This is a genomic window from Paenibacillus sp. NPDC058174 (assembly GCF_042883865.1).
GTDB lineage: Bacteria > Bacillota > Bacilli > Paenibacillales > Paenibacillaceae > Pristimantibacillus.
Genome location: NZ_JBHVUY010000001.1, coordinates 2,320,381 through 2,337,515, shown reverse-complemented (window position 1 = coordinate 2,337,515; position 17,135 = coordinate 2,320,381). Strand labels below are relative to the sequence as shown.

The 17,135-nt window shown below is 49.4% G+C and carries 19 protein-coding genes and 1 pseudogene; 13 read left to right on the top strand and 7 right to left on the bottom strand.

The window, feature by feature from the left end; all coding sequences use genetic code 11:
* Positions 1-16: 16 nt before the first annotated feature.
* The 7 genes from ACFVVF_RS10420 to ACFVVF_RS10390 all read left to right on the top strand — a co-directional run bounded on the left by ACFVVF_RS10420 (position 17) and on the right by ACFVVF_RS10390 (position 4,783).
* Positions 17-739, top strand: a complete 723-nt coding sequence (locus ACFVVF_RS10420) for a sugar phosphate nucleotidyltransferase (RefSeq protein WP_387809002.1) — start codon at positions 17-19, stop codon at positions 737-739.
* A gap of 18 nt (positions 740-757) precedes the next feature.
* The gene (locus tag ACFVVF_RS10415; RefSeq protein WP_387808058.1) at positions 758-2,128 is read left to right on the top strand and encodes a glycosyltransferase family 2 protein; all 1,371 of its coding nucleotides are present in this window, start codon (positions 758-760) and stop codon (positions 2,126-2,128) included.
* Positions 2,129-2,252: 124 nt separating this feature from the next.
* On the top strand, positions 2,253-2,486 hold the full coding sequence (locus ACFVVF_RS10410) for a nucleoside-diphosphate sugar epimerase (protein WP_387808056.1): 234 nt from the start codon (positions 2,253-2,255) through the stop codon (positions 2,484-2,486).
* A 29-nt stretch (positions 2,487-2,515) separates the two neighbouring features.
* The gene (locus tag ACFVVF_RS10405) at positions 2,516-2,833 is read left to right on the top strand and encodes an alpha-helical endospore appendage domain-containing protein (protein ID WP_387808053.1); all 318 of its coding nucleotides are present in this window, start codon (positions 2,516-2,518) and stop codon (positions 2,831-2,833) included.
* The gene (locus ACFVVF_RS10400; protein WP_387808050.1) at positions 2,830-3,123 is read left to right on the top strand and encodes a hypothetical protein; all 294 of its coding nucleotides are present in this window, start codon (positions 2,830-2,832) and stop codon (positions 3,121-3,123) included. Before ACFVVF_RS10405 ends, ACFVVF_RS10400 begins: the two co-directional genes overlap by 4 nt.
* A 30-nt stretch (positions 3,124-3,153) precedes the next feature.
* Positions 3,154-3,420 (top strand): hypothetical protein, encoded by a 267-nt coding sequence (locus tag ACFVVF_RS10395; protein WP_387808048.1) that lies wholly within the window; start codon positions 3,154-3,156, stop codon positions 3,418-3,420.
* A gap of 262 nt (positions 3,421-3,682) precedes the next feature.
* Positions 3,683-4,783 carry a CgeB family protein gene (locus ACFVVF_RS10390; RefSeq protein ID WP_483875028.1) on the top strand — a complete coding sequence of 367 codons (1,101 nt, stop codon included), beginning with the start codon at positions 3,683-3,685 and terminating at the stop codon, positions 4,781-4,783.
* A gap of 2 nt (positions 4,784-4,785) precedes the next feature.
* Here ACFVVF_RS10390 and ACFVVF_RS10385 read toward each other — a convergent pair whose 3' ends face one another.
* On the bottom strand, positions 4,786-5,808 hold the full coding sequence (locus tag ACFVVF_RS10385) for a ketoacyl-ACP synthase III (RefSeq protein ID WP_387808043.1): 1,023 nt from the start codon (positions 5,806-5,808) through the stop codon (positions 4,786-4,788).
* Positions 5,809-5,988: 180 nt separating this feature from the next.
* Between ACFVVF_RS10385 and ACFVVF_RS10380 the strand changes: the two genes are divergently transcribed.
* Positions 5,989-6,792, top strand: a complete 804-nt coding sequence (locus tag ACFVVF_RS10380) for a YhcN/YlaJ family sporulation lipoprotein (protein ID WP_387808040.1) — start codon at positions 5,989-5,991, stop codon at positions 6,790-6,792.
* Between the two features lie 141 nt (positions 6,793-6,933).
* Positions 6,934-7,581 carry a class D sortase gene (locus ACFVVF_RS10375; RefSeq protein ID WP_387808037.1) on the top strand — a complete coding sequence of 216 codons (648 nt, stop codon included), beginning with the start codon at positions 6,934-6,936 and terminating at the stop codon, positions 7,579-7,581.
* Between the two features lie 114 nt (positions 7,582-7,695).
* On the opposite strand, the gene ACFVVF_RS10370 is transcribed toward ACFVVF_RS10375, so the two are convergent.
* On the bottom strand, positions 7,696-7,920 hold the full coding sequence (locus tag ACFVVF_RS10370) for a helix-turn-helix domain-containing protein (RefSeq protein WP_006040330.1): 225 nt from the start codon (positions 7,918-7,920) through the stop codon (positions 7,696-7,698).
* A gap of 456 nt (positions 7,921-8,376) precedes the next feature.
* Between ACFVVF_RS10370 and ACFVVF_RS10365 the strand changes: the two genes are divergently transcribed.
* Positions 8,377-8,625 (top strand): hypothetical protein, encoded by a 249-nt coding sequence (locus ACFVVF_RS10365; protein ID WP_387808035.1) that lies wholly within the window; start codon positions 8,377-8,379, stop codon positions 8,623-8,625.
* On the top strand, positions 8,622-9,005 hold the full coding sequence (locus ACFVVF_RS10360) for a retropepsin-like aspartic protease (protein WP_387808033.1): 384 nt from the start codon (positions 8,622-8,624) through the stop codon (positions 9,003-9,005). Before ACFVVF_RS10365 ends, ACFVVF_RS10360 begins: the two co-directional genes overlap by 4 nt.
* Before the next feature lie 80 nt (positions 9,006-9,085).
* Here ACFVVF_RS10360 and ACFVVF_RS10355 read toward each other — a convergent pair whose 3' ends face one another.
* The 5 genes and pseudogenes from ACFVVF_RS10355 to ACFVVF_RS10335 all read right to left on the bottom strand — a co-directional run.
* The gene (locus ACFVVF_RS10355; RefSeq protein ID WP_387808030.1) at positions 9,086-9,361 is read right to left on the bottom strand and encodes an HPr family phosphocarrier protein; all 276 of its coding nucleotides are present in this window, start codon (positions 9,359-9,361) and stop codon (positions 9,086-9,088) included.
* A 41-nt stretch (positions 9,362-9,402) separates the two neighbouring features.
* Entirely contained in the window at positions 9,403-10,851 is a 1,449-nt protein-coding gene (locus ACFVVF_RS10350) for a PTS transporter subunit EIIC (RefSeq protein WP_387808999.1), read from the bottom strand.
* Between the two features lie 37 nt (positions 10,852-10,888).
* On the bottom strand, positions 10,889-11,398 hold the full coding sequence (locus ACFVVF_RS10345; protein WP_387808028.1) for a PTS sugar transporter subunit IIA: 510 nt from the start codon (positions 11,396-11,398) through the stop codon (positions 10,889-10,891).
* A 53-nt stretch (positions 11,399-11,451) separates the two neighbouring features.
* Positions 11,452-12,015: a PRD domain-containing protein gene (locus ACFVVF_RS10340; RefSeq protein ID WP_387808025.1), complete on the bottom strand. Its 564-nt coding sequence runs from the start codon at positions 12,013-12,015 to the stop codon at positions 11,452-11,454.
* 197 nt (positions 12,016-12,212) lie between these two features.
* Positions 12,213-13,757: pseudogene (locus tag ACFVVF_RS10335) on the bottom strand (catalase); the annotation flags it as partial.
* A gap of 215 nt (positions 13,758-13,972) precedes the next feature.
* Here ACFVVF_RS10335 and ACFVVF_RS10330 point away from each other — a divergent pair.
* Together ACFVVF_RS10330 and ACFVVF_RS10325 are read left to right on the top strand one after the other, a co-directional pair.
* On the top strand, positions 13,973-14,647 hold the full coding sequence (locus ACFVVF_RS10330) for a tetratricopeptide repeat protein (RefSeq protein ID WP_387808022.1): 675 nt from the start codon (positions 13,973-13,975) through the stop codon (positions 14,645-14,647).
* A gap of 34 nt (positions 14,648-14,681) precedes the next feature.
* Complete coding sequence (locus ACFVVF_RS10325) at positions 14,682-16,436, top strand: sensor histidine kinase (RefSeq protein ID WP_387808020.1); 1,755 nt, start codon at positions 14,682-14,684, stop codon at positions 16,434-16,436.
* Positions 16,437-17,135: the final 699 nt, after the last annotated feature.

The window sequence follows — 17,135 nt, the reverse complement described above, 5'->3', positions numbered from 1 at the left end:
CGGAGGCATTTCATCAGTGAAGGCAGTTATTTTGGCCGGGGGGACGGGGACGCGGTTAATGCCGCTAACCTCGCTTATGAACAAACATATGCTCCCGGTGGGCAAGCATCCTATGATTTATTATGGCATCAACAGCTTGAAGAAGGCAGGCATCGTTGATATTTTACTCGTCACTGGGAGACATGCTCTAGGCATGTTCGCACAATATTTGGGCAGCGGTTCTTTATTTGGCGTATCCATTACGTACCGCATTCAGGAGGAGGCGGGCGGTATTGCCGATGCGCTGCAGCTGGCCCGGCCTTTCATTGCAGAAGGCGAGAAATTCGTCGTGCTGCTTGGCGACAATTTATTCGAAGAAGAGCTGCGTCCCTACGTTGAAAGCTATGCGCTTCAGCCGGGCGGAGCGATGGTGCTGCTGAAGCAAGTGGGTGATCCTGAACGTTACGGTATACCGGTGTTTCATTCCTCCGGCATCATTGAGCGAATCGACGAGAAGCCGAAAGATCCGCAAAGCGATCTATGCGTGACGGGCATCTATATGTACGACTCGCATGTATTTAAACTTATCGAACAAATAACGCCATCCGGCAGGGGCGAATTGGAAATTACCGATTTGAATAACATTTACGCGAAAGCCGGTCTGTTGACCTACCGCAAGCTGACGGGCTGGTGGACGGATGCAGGCACGTTTGAGTCCTTGCATGAGGCCGCCTCTCAGCTTATGGGGAAATATGAGTAGACAGGAGAGATCAGCACGATGAGACGAAAGCTGCGGCGCGTCCGCCGTCTCAAATCCAGAGCATCACGTTCGGCGGCAAAAACGATAAGGCAGGCTGCCGGCAGTTATCAGGCTGGAATGGAAGCGGGATATAATCAAGGACTGCAAAGCGGATACAGCTGCTACGAGTCGCTATTTGAGGGCACAAGCATCATTATCCCGAGCTACAATCAAGTTGGTTATTTAAAGTCCTGCCTGGAAAGCATTGCTGACAATACAGAGCTTCCCTATGAAATTATCGTCGTAGACAATGCTTCGACCGATGAGTCGGCAGCTTATCTGAGCAGTCTGGGCGGGCAGGTGCGCTATCGCATTTTATCGGAAAATTACGGGTTTGCTGGCGCAGTTAATAGAGGATTGATGATGGCCAAAGGGACGACGATGCTAGTCTTGAATAATGATACGCTCGTGACTGAAAACTGGCTGGAAAATTTGATGGCTTGCTTGAACAGCGATCCGCATATTGGAATGGTAGGGCCGGTTACCAACTATATTAGCGGCGATCAGCAGATTAGCGTTCCCTATCAGGATGTAGCTGACATGCCGGAGTTTGCTAGAATGAACAACGTTTCCGATCCGAAGAAATGGCAGCCTACCGATCGTCTTCCGGGTTTTTGCCTATTGTTCCGCAGGGAGCTGTGGGAAAAGATCGGCTATTTGGATGAAGGCTTTGAAATCGGCAACTTCGAGGACGATGATTATAACGTGCGGGTCCGTATGCAAGGCTACTCATTGGTTATTGCCCGTGACTGCTTTATTCACCATTTCGGGAGCGTCAGCATGAAGGCGCTTGGTGATCAGCTGTCGGAAGTGAATAATCGCAACATGGTCTATTATATGGATAAGTGGAGCAATCCGTACGAGTGGATTCATCATCTGCGCAGCGGAACGCTGCAAGGCGGTACGCAGCATCCGGAGCGGGGCGAGGCGTCCTTCTATCCGGAAGGCGTTGCAGTGCAGGGGACTGGCGAGACCGTGTATTGGATCGAAAATGGGTTCCGCAGGCCGGTTGAAGGGGAGTGGCACGGTCCTGTCATCCGTCTGTCACAGGTGAACATGAAGCGATGGGCAATCGGTGAAACGTTGAACGAGCAGGAAGCAGGCGCGAGATGGCTGGGAGTTCATGAGTCGGTGCAAGGCCTTGATCAGCACGGCAAAGTGGCAAGCGGTCTTGACGGTTTTCTCTATTATATTGAACATGGCTCGAAAAGGCGCATCGTTACCGACACAGCTGCCAAAGCATGGGCGCTCAATGAGCGGCCGATAGCTGCAATTACACGGGAGCAGCTGGCCGATATGCCGGAAGGACTGCCCTTGATTTCGCCTGTGAAGCTTCGTCAGCGGTTGTAAACGGTAGTATCAGCTTTCTGAACAGCGCATATGCTGTTACGAAGGGCTCAGGCAGAACGGAGGGAAGGCCATGCAGCATCTCGTAACGGAGATCATGGCGCATTTATCGCATTCGCACAGCCAGATGGCAAGAATTATAGAGTCAAAGCGCGACGTCACGGTACGCATGGCTGAGGTAGTCAAAGCCATTCCCGATGAGCAGCCTAATTTTGGAGGCACGGAAGGACTGCTGACGAATTCGCAAGCCGTTCTCGGAAGCGTGGTTTCTTATTTGAATAGCATTGCTGATTTGGAAGAAACGCTGGCCTCTCAGCTGACGTTCATGATTCGTGAACTGAACTCTGAAGAGGAAGAGTAATTTAGAAGCGGCGAAGGAGGCGGAACGCGATGGATCGTGAGCAGGCTTATATGCGCATGCTTGGCGCAACCGCCAACATGCAGTGGAACGTCGCGATTATGCTGGAAGCAAAAGCAGAAGAAGCGGAGAAAGCCCGCAATTGGATCTGCAATCATATATCAGCCGATTCCTTCAACGGCGATCATTTGCAGTTGAAGCAGTCGATTCTGATGCATGACCAAATTATCGAAGTGCTGGATGGGGTCAACAAAATGAGCCAAGGCATCGTCTCGATACTCCGTGCCGTATTGCCCCAAGATTCAGATGATGATTCTATGGATTACGGCGGATACGGGGGTTCCGATTGAGCCGCCTCGACATTGCGGAGCGAGAGGTGAAGCTGGAGCTTATTGCTTCAATAGCGAAGAGCCAGCATGCTCTGTCCCGTATTCTCAGTACAGTTGCAGACCTTACCGACTGGTCGCCTGAGGCGGCTAAGCATATCGGAGAAAACGTGAGGCTGCTGACTCAATTGCAGGAGTCGATGGCGGGGTCGGTTGCCGGATGGCCGCTGCGGCGAAGCGCAAGAAGAACCGGCAAGCCGGCTCGCCCTTGGCTGAACACGCAATTGCATTCGGATGCGAATAGACACGAATGAGAAGGTCATCAATGACGGGAGGCGAACAAGATGAAGAAGAAGAAGAGTTCTGTCATCCGCAAACGCCGGACGAAACGGACGGCACGTACCCGTAAAGGAGGGCGCCCGCCGCTGCGGAAGCGCGTAACTGGCAGGAAAAAGATATCCAGACGGAAAGCGTCCAGCCGGAAGAGGGTTCCGGTGCCGTCCGGGACCTATCTGGAGGGCTTCAACCAGACTTACAATGACGGCTATCACGCCGGGTTTGCGAAAGGGTTTGAGGACGGCCATCAGCTGGCCTACGAGCAAGCGCCTTAAGGTAAAGAACAGAGTCCAGTTTCTGATCCGTGTTCGATGAACATGCGGATTGGGAACTGGACTCTTTTTTTGCATCGGTTTGCGCCGCTGAGAGGGCCAAAGCCAATTTTTATGAACCGTGACAAGTGACGATGTGCGGCTGACAGGCCAGGCATATACTGATAGCAATGATAAGCATCTGAACAAGCGGCAAATGGCCGGGATAACGAAGGAGCTGTCGATTGTGGCAAAAAAAACGCCTTCGCCAACGAGAAGGATAACGATGAATTCATTAGAAGTCGGGCAGACGGACGGTTTCCGCACCGGCTATGATCACGGCTATTGGTATGGGCAATGCGAAGCGGTACGGGGCAGCATTCCGCCGGTTTCGGCTGTTTGGCCGGTACATGCCATGTTTGTCGAGACAGGAAAAGGCTTTCCCTATTCGCCTCTTGATGAGGCAGTCGGAGCTACACTATCGCGCATGGTTGCGAGCTTGAGCATCGTCAACGCGGAGCAGCCGGTTGCTGAAATCGCCTCGCAAGTCAGACCGGATATCGTCATCGTTCTGGACGGCTTGCAGTTTGACATCAAGCAAGTCATTGCGATGAAAGAAGCGGGCATAAGGACAGCGATCTGGATGACGGATGATCCTTATTACACCGATATGAGCGTGACACTGGTGCCTCATTATGATGTCGTCTTTACGTTAGAGCGAAACTGTGTGGAGCTGTACCGGCAGATCGGCTGTCCATCGGTTCATTATTTGCCGTTCTGCGCTTCGCCCGAGCAATATCATCCGGTGAATCCGGAGATGTCCAGCCGGAAGGAGATCAGCTTTATCGGTTCGGCCTATATGAACCGGGTTCGTTTCTTTAACGGAGCGGCTCAATACTTGGCGACCCGGAACACGCTCATCTCCGGCATATGGTGGGACCGGCTGGATAAATTTGATTTGCTTCGGGATAAAATCAAGCTGGGCAATTGGATGGACCCGCAAGGAACCGCCCTTGCTTACAACGCCTCCAAAATCGTAATCAATATGCATCGTGCGCATGATGACCCTGATTTCAACCGGAACAAGCTGGCAGTTACGGCGGCATCGCCTAATCCCCGCACCTTCGAGATTGCCGCTTGCGCTGTCCTGCAGCTATGTGACGTCAGGGATGACCTTGCTTCCTTCTACACGCCTGGCTCCGAGATCGTCACATATACATCGCCTCAGGATCTTGTGGAGAAGCTGGATTATTATTTGCATCATGAGCAGGAGCGGCGGGATATCGCGATCCGGGGCATGTGGCGCACATTGCGTGAGCATACGTATGCGAACCGGATTCATACCATGTTATCTATATTGTTTCCTCATTTGATCCCGGTCAATTAAAATTACAGCGACCAGCGAAGGATAACGCCTGCCTGCGTTAAACCGCCGCCAAAGCCGTACAACAGCATCGTATCGCCCGTGTTTATTTTATCTTCACGTACAGCATCGTCAAGCGCCAGCGGTATTGAAGCAGCCGATGTGTTGCCGTATTTGGCGATACTGCTAAGCGCTTTTTCAGGGGAGATGCCGGTTTTATCGCATAATGCGTCAATAATACGCTGGTTGGCGTTATGTGGCACGAACCAGTCGATTTGAGCGGCCGAGAGGCCGCTTTTGTCAATTAAGCCGATTACGCCAGCAGCAACCTGACTAATCGCCCAACGATAAACCTCCCGCCCGTTCTGTACCAGATTGCTCGTTGCAATAATTTCTTGGTTGTTAATGACAGGGGACAAGCTGCTGCGGTACAGCAAATGGCCGCCCGATCCTTCTGTACTCGAGCTTGCGGCAATAAGACTGCCGCCTCCATCCGTATTTGCATCGACCGCTTCCATCAAGAAAGCGCCGGCGCCGTCGCCGAATAAGATGCAGGTCGTGCGGTCGGTGTAATCCGTTACTTTGGACAAGGTCTCTGCGCCCAAAACAATGATTTTCCGGTAAACGCCGGATAACAGCAGGCCATTGGCGAGCTGGATTGCGGCAGTAAAGCCTGCGCAGGCAGCTTGAATATCGACAGTGCCGCAATTTTCGATGCCAAAGGCATCTTGTACGCGTGATGCAACACTTGGCACGATGGAATCAGGAGTGGAGGTTGCGACGATAATATAATCAACACTGGATAGATCAACCGCATAGCGGCTGGCCATGTTGCGAACCGCTTCAATGCACAAATCGCTAGTGAACTGCAGCTCAGCGGAAATTCGGCGCTCACTGATGCCCGTACGCTGAACGATCCATTCATCAGACGTTTCCACCATTTTTTCTAAATCAGCATTATTAAGTATACGATCGGGAATATAAGTTCCAATTGCAGTAATTGCCGCATTTGAGTGAAGCGTTGGCGTATGGCTGAGGCTTTGTGTCATCGATAATACACTCCCATATTTTCAAATTTACGATATGATTAGTACCTGATACTAAGACTTGATAATAAAATACTCCTCTTCATATAAGTTGTCAAGGCCTCATCGCATAGCTGAACCTTCATTCGAGAAGGCTATTAGAGGGTAGCTGACCAAATATGAATGTGGAGGAATGCGAAAATTATGCGTAAACCCTTTATTTTATTGTCGGCGGCAAGTATTGCAGTAACGGCTATGCTGGCTGGCTGTGCAGCAAACCAAGGTGATTTGGGCAACCGCAACATTCGGCCAAACAGCGTCCGTTACGATGCAAATGGCAATATTATTCGCAACACTGGAATAAACGGCAATTATACGGCTAAACGATTTGCTAACGATCAGATGAATGAAATGAACCGGGTGGATGGTCGCCGGCTGAACAGCAACAATATCGTTGGCAGTCATAAAAATTATAAAATGGAAATGAGCCAAGATATTGCGGACCGCATTACAGCTCTTGGTACAGTGAAATCTTCGTATGTGTTGTTGACGGATAACAATGCCTATGTTGCGGTATCGTTCGAGGATCATTTCAACAAAACAAGTCCAAAGGCGCTGAGCCGCACGCATATGGGTTACACTTCAAATAATCCTGTGGCTGAAACGCATAAAAAATACAGCGCGATGTCGACCGGTGAATCGGCTCTGACAGCGAAAGTGAAGCAGGAAATTGCTGATGAAGTGAAAAAATTGCATCCGAACGTTAAAAACGTCTACGTATCTGCTAATCCGGATTTTGTAACCCGAATGAACAGCTACACGAACGATGTGAAGCTTGGTCATCCGATTCAAGGCTTTGTAGCCGAGTTTAACGCGATGGCAGAACGGTTATTCCCGGCTAATGCCGCTCGAATGAATACAACGAACCACTATCTCAACAATGCGTATAAAGGCATGCAAAGCAAGACTTATCACAATGACAATCTGATTTACGACGATAACCGTTAATCAAATTGTATTACCGGCTGCATCTGCTGCAGCCGGTTTTTTAATGATTGTGTATTATTTTCCAGTTAGTGATTGACCCTTCATGACGATTGCTTTAAAGTGTATATGGATAGATGGTCATGGGAAGGCGGGTCGAAATAGATGAGAAAATTATCCTATTTATTAATTATAGTTGGCATACTTGTGTTAGCTTACCCTAAAGGAAGCGAGTGGTATGCAAATTGGCAGCAGGACAGGCTCATGGAGCAATGGGAGCAGCAAACCTTGGATGAAACTGCGGAAGACAGCGTCATTGACCGTTATGCTCAGCTTACCGATTTGTTCAATGAAGCCAATACAGAGACCAATGCAGAGCCCGCCGCCAGCGAAGCGCCAAAGCAAGAAGAGCCTGAACTGGAGACAATCGGAACGATCTCTATTCCTTCGATTAAGGTTAAGCTTCCGATACTGGAAGGGGCTACGCAGCATAATATGAAGTACGGCGCCGCTCACTTGAAGGAGACGGCAGCTATCGGTGAGGTTGGCAACGCAGCAATTGCGGCGCACCGGGCCAAAACAAAGGGAAGATTGTTCAATCGGTTGAACGAGGTTAAAGTCGGGGATAAAATAACGATTACGCAGCAAAACAAGACGTTTACATATAAGGTGTATCAGACCTCCGTCGTGAATCCAACGGACGTATCTGTCCTCAACTATAACAACAAGGATAAGCTGCTGACGCTTATTACTTGTACGCCGCTTGGGAAGTCGACGCACCGGCTCATTATACATGCGAAGCTTCAGGAATAAATAAAAAAGCAAAACGGGAAAGAGGCAGCATGGACGACTATGCTGTCTCTTTCCCGTTATAGTCAGGTGCTTTGAAATGGTTACACAACAAGAATGGAGAGGCTTTTATATATGTTAGATTTGTAACTCCCCAAGCTTGATCAGCTCGACAACCGCTTGCGAACGACCTTTTACGTTCAATTTCTGCATGACATTCGAAATATGGTTGCGAACGGTTTTCTCGCTGATGAACAATTGCTGTGCAATGTCTCTCGTTGTTTTGTCCTGCACCAGCAGCTCGAATACCTCGCGTTCACGATGAGTCAATAAAAACTTGCTCTTATGGTCGCTACCCTTCAAAGTTTGTCACCCCTCCTTGCTCGGGTTTTTATGGTTTAACAAGGTTAAGGGATACAGTCAACTTATAGTATGAAGGGGCTGTTGCAATGGTGCTGTATGCGGGGAAAATGGGCGCTGCGCGATGATGTTAAGGGCATGTTTCCAATAATTTGACAAGGAAGCGTTTCCGGTAGCGAATGAGGGGATTGTTGCCTTCACGGTTTAGTCATGGTTTCGACAAGCATTCGACAAATACATTTAATATTGAATTAAGGTTTGCTGTTTAAAATAAAGCTATCAACCCCACAGTTGATACCATTCTAGGACAGACCCGCAGCCATGCGGGTCATAGACGGTCTGTCAGGTCGCCACCGGCCTGACAGACCGTCCTTTTTTTAACATCATTTATCGGTAATTACCCATATTGAAATAAACATTATGTTAAAATAAAAACATAATATCAGTGGGGGGCTAACGATGAAATGGCAGCAAGTCAGAGAATTGTTTCCCGATCAATTTGTATTGCTTTCTATCCTTGATTACAACGTGCTGGATGACCAAAAAATTATAACGGAAGTTGCTCCGATAAGGGCGATTCCACAGCAAGAAGCGAATAAGGCATTCTTTAACGCTGATCCAGGAAGCATTGTCTATCATACTTCCAATGAGAATTGTGTAATTCATTTGCGTAAGGATTCGTTTTTGAGGGTGAGGCGTCAATTATGAAGATAAATGATGACGGACAGCTATTGACTACGGCAATCACTCTTTGTTTTCGCGGCAAAACAGTACAAATTCCACATATTATTATCGATACCGGCTCTTCGCATACTGTTTTCAGCCCTGATGCTTTGGAAGCTATAGGAGTTACATACGAAAATGGAGATTCTGTTTACGAAGCATATGGCGTAGGCGGAACCGTTTCTTTTTATACGAAAGTAATGGACTATATTCAAATTGGTCATTTTAAGGCTGAGCAAGTAGAGGTAGATATCGGTATACTCCCAAAGTCACATCTGGGACTGCTAGGGCTTGATGTTCTAAAGCCAAATGGATTTATTGTGGATATGGACAAGCTTCAGCTTTACAATTCCAGTTCCGGCTAACAGTTAAAGCTCCTTATATAGTCATCATAATGCGAAAGACAGCCTGAACGTTCAGGCTGTCTTGTTTATTAGCTTATTATCTACCGTTCCTTATCCGTCAAATTCTCGACCTTTACAAGGAGCGAGCCAATAGCGGCAATAGCTGCATCTGCTTGGTCACCGTCCGCTATAACCGTAATGGTGTCGCCAAATTTGGCCCCTATGGAGAGAATGTGTACGAGGCTTCTGGCGTTGAAGCTTCGCCCCTCTTTCACAAGTGTAATGGAGCAGGGGTAGCCTTTTGCCGCTTCAACGATTCTGCGGGCCGGTCTTGCATGGATGCCCAGCGGATTTCGGATCATGTAGTCATGTTGCATGGTTTCCGCTCCTTTTCTTAAAGCTGGCTCATCGCTTATCGCTATAGCAGCTTCATAATATCATCTTTTATCGTCTCCGAGCGGGTCCCGAACACAATTTGAACAGCGCCTCCGCCAAGCCGGATAACACCTGCTGCTCCAAGAGATTTTAACTGTTTGTCATCGACGGCTTTTTCATTCGTAACGACGAGACGCAGCCGGGTGATGCAAGCATCGATACCCGTTATGTTAGAGGCTCCGCCCAAGGCGGCCATAATTCGGTCAAGCTCGATCTCTGCTGAAAGGACGGCTCCATCGGCAGAGACGCTCTCCACAATGTCGTCATCCTCGCGGCCCGGCGTCCGGAGATTGAATTTAATAATTGCGAATCGAAACAAGAAATAGTAAACGACGGCAAAAGCCAGCCCTACAGGAATGATTAGCAGCGGTTTCGTCGCCAACTGAAAGTTGATGACATAATCGATGAAGCCTGCAGAGAAGCCAAAGCCATGCTTGACGCCAAGCTCCATCATAATATAACCGGATAGCCCCATCATAAGGGCGTGAAGGCCGTACAGGACAGGAGCGGTGAACATAAAAGCAAATTCAAGCGGCTCGGTAATGCCGGTCAGAAAGGATGCGAAGGCCGTCCCGATAAAGACGGATGCGATCAATTTCCGCTTGGCGGGCTTCGCGGTATGGATGATGGCGAGCGCTCCTGCGGGAAGAGCAAACATCATAATGGGGAAAAAGCCGGTCATAAACATGCCGGCCGTCTTGTCTCCGGCAAAGAAACGCCACAGATCACCGTTGACGATACGGCCTGTCTCATCGGTAAAGCTGCCGATCTGGAACCAGGCGATCGAATTGAGCACATGATGAAGTCCAAACGGAATCAGCAGCCGATTCGCTACGCCAAATATAAAGGCGCCGATACCGTTGAGAGCAACGACATGATTGCCCATGGCGTCAAAGCCGTTTTGCACCGGTCCCCACACGAGGCCAAGCGCAATCGCGACTACAACCATGACGAGAGAAGTAATGATGGGAACGAATCGTTTACCGCTGAAAAAACCAAGCCAGTCCGGCAGCCGGATGCGATGAAAGCGGTTGTATAAATAAGAAGCGATAAAGCCGGCGATAATGCCGCCCATCACTCCCATATTGAGCTCAGTATCGGCATCGACAATTCCGCTGAACACAAGAGGCACTTTAGCCTGTACAGTGATCATTACCTGGTAGGCGATGACGGCAGCCAGAGCTGCAACGGCATCGCCTGCCAAGCCGATTGCTATGCCGACAGCAAATATAAGCGGCAAATGATCGAAAATAGCAGACCCGCCGGCTTCAAGGAAAGGCGCTACATATTGATTCAGCCATCTGCCGGTATCGGCCATTCCAAAGTCCTTCACATAGTCGATTTTGCCAAAGCGCTGAAGCAGAGCCGCAGCGGGAAGAGCGGCAACAGGCAGCATTAAAGATTTGCCGATCTTTTGCAAAAAAGCGAGCATCATAATCCTCTCCTCGAGCCGCTCGTTTTTACTCCGTCTATATGTTCATTACGGCGCTTAGAAGGCTGTCCCTGCCCGCCGTTACATAATCCTGGGATTCTACTACGATGTCGAGCTGCTTGACTTCCTCTTCATTCGCAATAACGATTGGACATACGATCGAGAAGCCTGCCGCAGAGATCGCTGCGGAATCGAATTCGATGAGCGTCTGCCCCTCGAGGAAAGCATCGCCAGTCTCCACGTGAACGCTGAAGCATTCCCCATTCAAGGCAACGGTGTTAATTCCTAAGTGAATTAGAAGCTGCAGCCCGGACGGATGCTCAATGACGATCGCATGATGCGTATAGATCAAATGAGCAACCGTACCGTCAAATGGAGCAATAAGCTTGCCGTCGGCAGGCATAATCGCAATTCCTGCTCCCATGTGCATCCCTGCAAAAGCTTCATCAGGAACATTTGCGAGCGGAATGACAGACCCTGTCAGCGGCGAGCGGATATCGACGGCATCTGTGTCCGCTCCTCTTTTTCTAAAAAACTTGGTTAGCATGCCCAGTGGTTCCTCCTTGCTCCCCGGATGTCGATTCTATGTTGGTACCGCTCTCATGAATTTTGCTCGGTCTGCTTAACCAGCTGTCCGACAGGAACGTTGTAAATGGCGGAATAGATATGAAAGGTTAAAAAGCCGATTTCGTCTTCCGGAATATCTACTTGAAACTGTTCATTAATCCATTCAGCTAACTGGCTGGCGATATCAAATTCAATAGGAAAGCTTCTTTTTGTTTCATTTAACAGGGGATTAACGATGTCCATACCGTTTCGCAATCGAAACACGGCGAATTGGATATGACTTGGCAGGGCGAAATACACTTTAGGACTGACGGCCGCTCCGGTCCGCTGTTTAATTTGCTGGACGGTCTGCTCCGTAATCCGGATAATGGCGGGATCGATATCCTCCAGCAAGGATTGAAAATGCTGAACCTGCTCGGTATCGTCAAGACGGAATTTTTTCTCTATTTTCGGATCTTTACCATCGATAAGCGTACCGCTTTTAGCTGTAAATCCGAGACCTTTGCCGACGAGTACATATTCTCTCTCTGTCTGACTGTCAATCGTCAATAGAACATTGTTGCCAATGACGCGTTCTATCCGAAAAGCACCTGCCATGATGCGATCCCCCCGTTCAGTAATAGAATACCAAATTCCGACAAAAAGAGCCAAGAAAAGAGAACCGCACCGGCAGTGCCGGCCGGCCGCTCTGTTCTTGGCTCATGCCTTCAAGTTCACATTGAAGTAACACGCCGTTATCATAGGCTGGATACCTTCAATGATAGTAACGTAAGGCTGCTTCGTCAAGGAAAAGGTTAGTAGCCGTCCGTTCTTTGGCCTAACTCCTCGGACAGCTCCATCCCTTCCCGGGCTGCTGGCGTGCCTTCATGACTGGCGAGTGCTTCCGCTTGCTTGATCGCCTCTGCAACCAGCCGTCCATATTCGGAATCGGCTTTCGTGCAATTGGCAATCATCGCTTGCTGAATGACCGGGCTGCAGGTAGCCAGTGCCTCGCCCAAATTGCGGATCAGCTCCTCGCGCTCCCACGGCTCAAATTTCCGGAAGGTATCGCCGGCCTGGCCGAAATCATTCGTTCTTTCGATTTGCTGCTTCACAAGGCTGGCGTTGTAGGAGGGCTGATGGGGTTTGCCGCCCGGTTCAGCCTCCCGCAAGCCATTCAACGACGATGGCTCATAGTTGATATGCGGATTTTGGCCCGGCGCAATATCGACGTAGAAAGCCATTTGGCCGTCGCGCTGATTGGTGGCTACGTTTTTCTTCGGCGCATTGATCGGCAGCTGCAAGTAGTTGCTGCCTACGCGGTAGCGCTGCGTATCCGAATAGGAGAGGGTGCGCCCCTGCAGCATTTTATCATCGGAAAAATCCAGACCGTCGACAAGCACGCCTGTCCCGAATGCGGCTTGCTCCACTTCGGCGAAGTAATTCGTCGGATTTTGATCCAGAACCATTTTACCGACTGGCACCATGGGGAACTTGTCCGGGTCCCATAGCTTTGTATCGTCCAGCGGATCGAAATCAAGCTCGGGGTGCTCTCCGTCCTCCATGATCTGAACGGTTAGCTCCCAGGCGGGGAAGTCGCCGCGCTCAATCGCTTCGTACAAATCCTGTGTGGCATGGTTGAAGTTTTTAGCTTGAATTTGTTCGGCCTCATGCTGCGTCAGATTGCGAATGCCTTGCAGCGGCTCCCAGTGGTATTTGACAAGCACCGCCTGGCCTTCGGAATTCACCCACTTGTATGTATTGACGCCAGAGCCCTGCATTTGCCGGTAATTAGCAGGAATCCCCCATGGGGAGAACAGAAAGGTAATCATATGGGTCGCTTCCGGCGTATTGGATACGAAGTCGAAGAAGCGCTCCATGTCCTGTACGTTCGTTACCGGATCTGGCTTGAACGCATGGATCATGTCGGGAAATTTAATAGCATCCCGGATGAAAAATATTTTCAGATTGTTGCCGACGAGATCCCAGTTGCCATCCTCGGTGTAAAATTTGGTAGCGAAGCCGCGAGGATCGCGCAGCGTTTCTGGGGAGTGCCCGCCATGAATAACACTGGAAAAGCGGACGAAAACAGGCGTTCGCTGCCCTTTTTGCTGAAACAGCTTGGCTCTTGTGTACTTGCTGATCGGCTCGTCCCCGTAGGTGCCATAGGCTTCGAAATAACCGTGAGCGCCGGCTCCTCTGGCATGAACGACTCGCTCCGGTACACGTTCCCGGTCGAAATGCGTAATTTTTTCAATGAAATGATAATTTTCCAGCGTTGCGGGTCCGCGGCTGCCAACTGTTCGCATGTTCTGATTGTCAGATACCGGGTGGCCTTGACGGTTCGTCAGCGTTTGTTCTTCATCATCGTGGCGATTCGTTGACATTATCGAGAAGTTCCTCCTCAATTTTCAAATTCAGGCTGAAATACTTCCGTAATATTCCACGAAACCATTTATTTTATGAGCTGGAGGGAGCATTCATTATTCTCACAAACGTGCCGGTATGCTATTATTAATTAAGATTTACATAGGATTTACAGGCTTCCTTATCCAAGTAGGGGGAATACCGATCGATGTCTAAAGTACTGCTTTTCGTTTTTTTAACCTGGCTGACAGGGAATCCATTCATAGCCATTATCGTGCTGCTCGTTATTTTGTATGCGCTTGACCGCCGGTTCGTGGGGCTGACTCCAAGCTTTATGAAGCCGCTGCGCCGATCAAGCCAATTGAGGAAGCTGAAGCGCCATATTGCACTAGCTCCGAATGACACTTCCTCGAAGCAGGAAGCAGCACGCATACTAATAGAGAAGAAGAAATACCGTGAAGCGCTGGAGCTGCTTGAGCCTATGGAAAGAATGCTGGAGGATTCCGCAGAGTACTGGGATGATCTTGGCTTATGCTGCTTGGAGCTTGGACAACATGAACGCGGCGAAGCTGCTGTTCATAAGGCGTTAGAGTTGAACCCGAGAGTGAAATATGGAGCCCCTTATTTGCGGCTTGCTGCTTACTATTCCAGAACAAATACGGAAAAAGCGCTATCTTATATTGCTTCGTTTCAGGACATTCAGTCCTCTTCGTGCGAAGCTTTCGAACGGCTGGCTACGCTTTATAAGCTGATGAACCGGAAGCAGGATGCGGCTCAGGCAATTAAGGAAGGGTTGCGCTTATACCGTGCTTTGCCGCGTTATAAGAAACGGACCGAGAGAAAATGGGCAATTCGGTTGCTCATCAAACGGATGGCTGGCTGAGGGGAAAATATATACAGTAGAGAAGGAGCTCTTCATGCAGCGCAATATATGGTTTATGGCGATTAGCATCATTGTAGTTATCATTCTATTAAATAATACAGCCTATTATTTTCTGACGAAGCGGTCGCTTGAAACGGCGATGAATCATGAGATGCAGGCTGTAGCCAAACAAATCGAGCTGTCCGTAGAGCAATCTCGTTTGGGAGCGGAGAAGTTTCAGGAGCAAATCGGCCGTGAGCTGCGGTCCGTTGCAATCGCCGCCCAATATGCGCTGGATCCCGATGTGGAGAAAGTGACGAACGAGGAGCTCCGCGAGTTGAGCAAAAAACTGGCAGTCGAGCATATTACGCTGCTGAAGCGAACCGAAGACAACATTATTATGTATAAATCGTCCGATCCGAATGAGCAGCTGGGAAAAGGAACCAAGACATGGGACCCGTGGTATATCGCTTTCAACCAGTTGTTTGACGATAAGAACGTAAGCATTAAATGGCTCGGGCAGACGCTGCCGAATTTCTGGAGCGGACCGTATGAGGTAGCCTCCTCCGATCCAAGCAGTATTTATAAATGGGGCTATTACCATGACGGATCGACCAACTATATTATCGATCCGTATGTCAGCTATACGATGCTTGCGGATTATGAGAATCTAACCGGTGTCAATTCGATGATCGAAAAATCGCTTGCAAACAGCGAATCGCTGCTGGAAGTAGCGGTTATCAACCCGAGTACGTTCAGCAAAGGTCCGTTCGAGACTGTCAATGAAGACGGCGAATTGCAGGAGCATATTTTGCAGAAGCCGATTATGTACGGAACCTACGAATACAAGCTAAGTAAGGACGACGCTAACGTTGCCATAGCCTATAAGTCGGGTAAAATCGTAACGGCAAACGAGCACATTGGCGGGCAGCATGTAATGAAGATGTTTATCCCTGTTTTTACAGAAGACAAGGGTATTAACATCGTAGATGAGAACGGAAATCCGATTAACAGCTATGTGTTGACATTGGTGTCTGATTATCAAATCATTCAGAATAAGCTTGATTCGCAATTCATTAATATTGGCCTTATTATTATCATTGTAACGGGATTAAGTCTGGCAATCGCAGCCATTGCAATGAACTACTACCGTCAATCGCGGGAAAAAGCGGTACAGGTGGCGCAGCAAACTTACGTCGATGAGATCAATTCGATGTTCCAGGCGATTCGGGCACAGCGCCATGATTTTCTGAATCACGTTCAGACGATTCATTCGCTGGCGGAGCTAAACAAATCGAAAGAGCTCATTGCATATACGAAGGAGCTTACCGGCGAGATCCGGCTGATGAACGATATTATCAATATCGGCAATCCGGCAATCGCAGCGTTGATCCGCTCCAAAATTTCGCAGGCCGAAAGCTACCGTATTGAGTTTGCTTGTACCTTTAACGGCTTGAACAGGCTGGAGATGGGCATCAAGACGCTCGATATGAACCGGATGCTGGGCAACCTCATTGATAATGCGTTTGACGAGGTGCTGAGCTATGCGGAGCAACGCCGGGAGGTGGAGCTGATTGCCAATCAAGCCGACGGGCATCTGGAGTTCAAGATCAGCAACACATGCAAGGATGCTTCGACCGTATCCGAAAGTCCGCTGTTCGAAGCCGGGTTCTCGACGAAAGATGATGACCATCATCAGGGCCTTGGCTTATACATTGTAAAATCGATCGTAGACAAGTACAAAGGAACGATTCAGGTGTACGCGACCGAGATGGAGCGCATCACATTCGTCATTCGTATTCCACTATAGTGTTGATAGGAGACCTGCCGCAGATGAGCGGCAGGTTTTTTCGTTGTTTGTTGTTGGCGATGAGCTGGGGGGAGTGCTTGGATTATGGCGGCTGCGGTTCGCTAGCCGGCGATTGAGCTTCCTTGTGACGGGGGATCCGCTGATCCGAACGCGGGCGCTGTGTTAGCGAAGCAGGTTCGCAAAAGAGTGAACCAAATTTCGCTAACAGTGAGGTTAGCAACTTTGCCTTGGGCAACAGCGAAGCAGGTTCGCAAAAGAGTGAACCTAATTTCGCAAAAAGTGAGGTTAGCGGCTACGCCTTGGACTACAGCGAAGCGATTTTCGCTATCCGAGAACCAAGGTTCACGAGTAGCGAAGTTAGGTTCGCTGCACGCGAGTCAGTGCTCGAAAAGGCAAGCTACAGCGAAGCTGGCTTCACAAAATAGCGAAGTTGCTTCGTTGGGGACGAATAGTTGGAGGTGGAACGTTGGGATGATGGGCAATTGCGAAGAGAACTTAACTAAATAGCGAAATTGCTTCCTTGTGACGGCTGATCCGAACGCAGGCGCCCTGTTAGCGAAGCATGTTCGCAAAAGAGCGAACCTAATTTCGCAAACAGTGCGGTTAGCGGCTACGCCTTGGACTACAGCGAAGCAATTTTCGCTATCCGAGAACCAAGGTTCACGAGTAGCGAAGCTAGCTTCGCTGCACGCGAGTCAG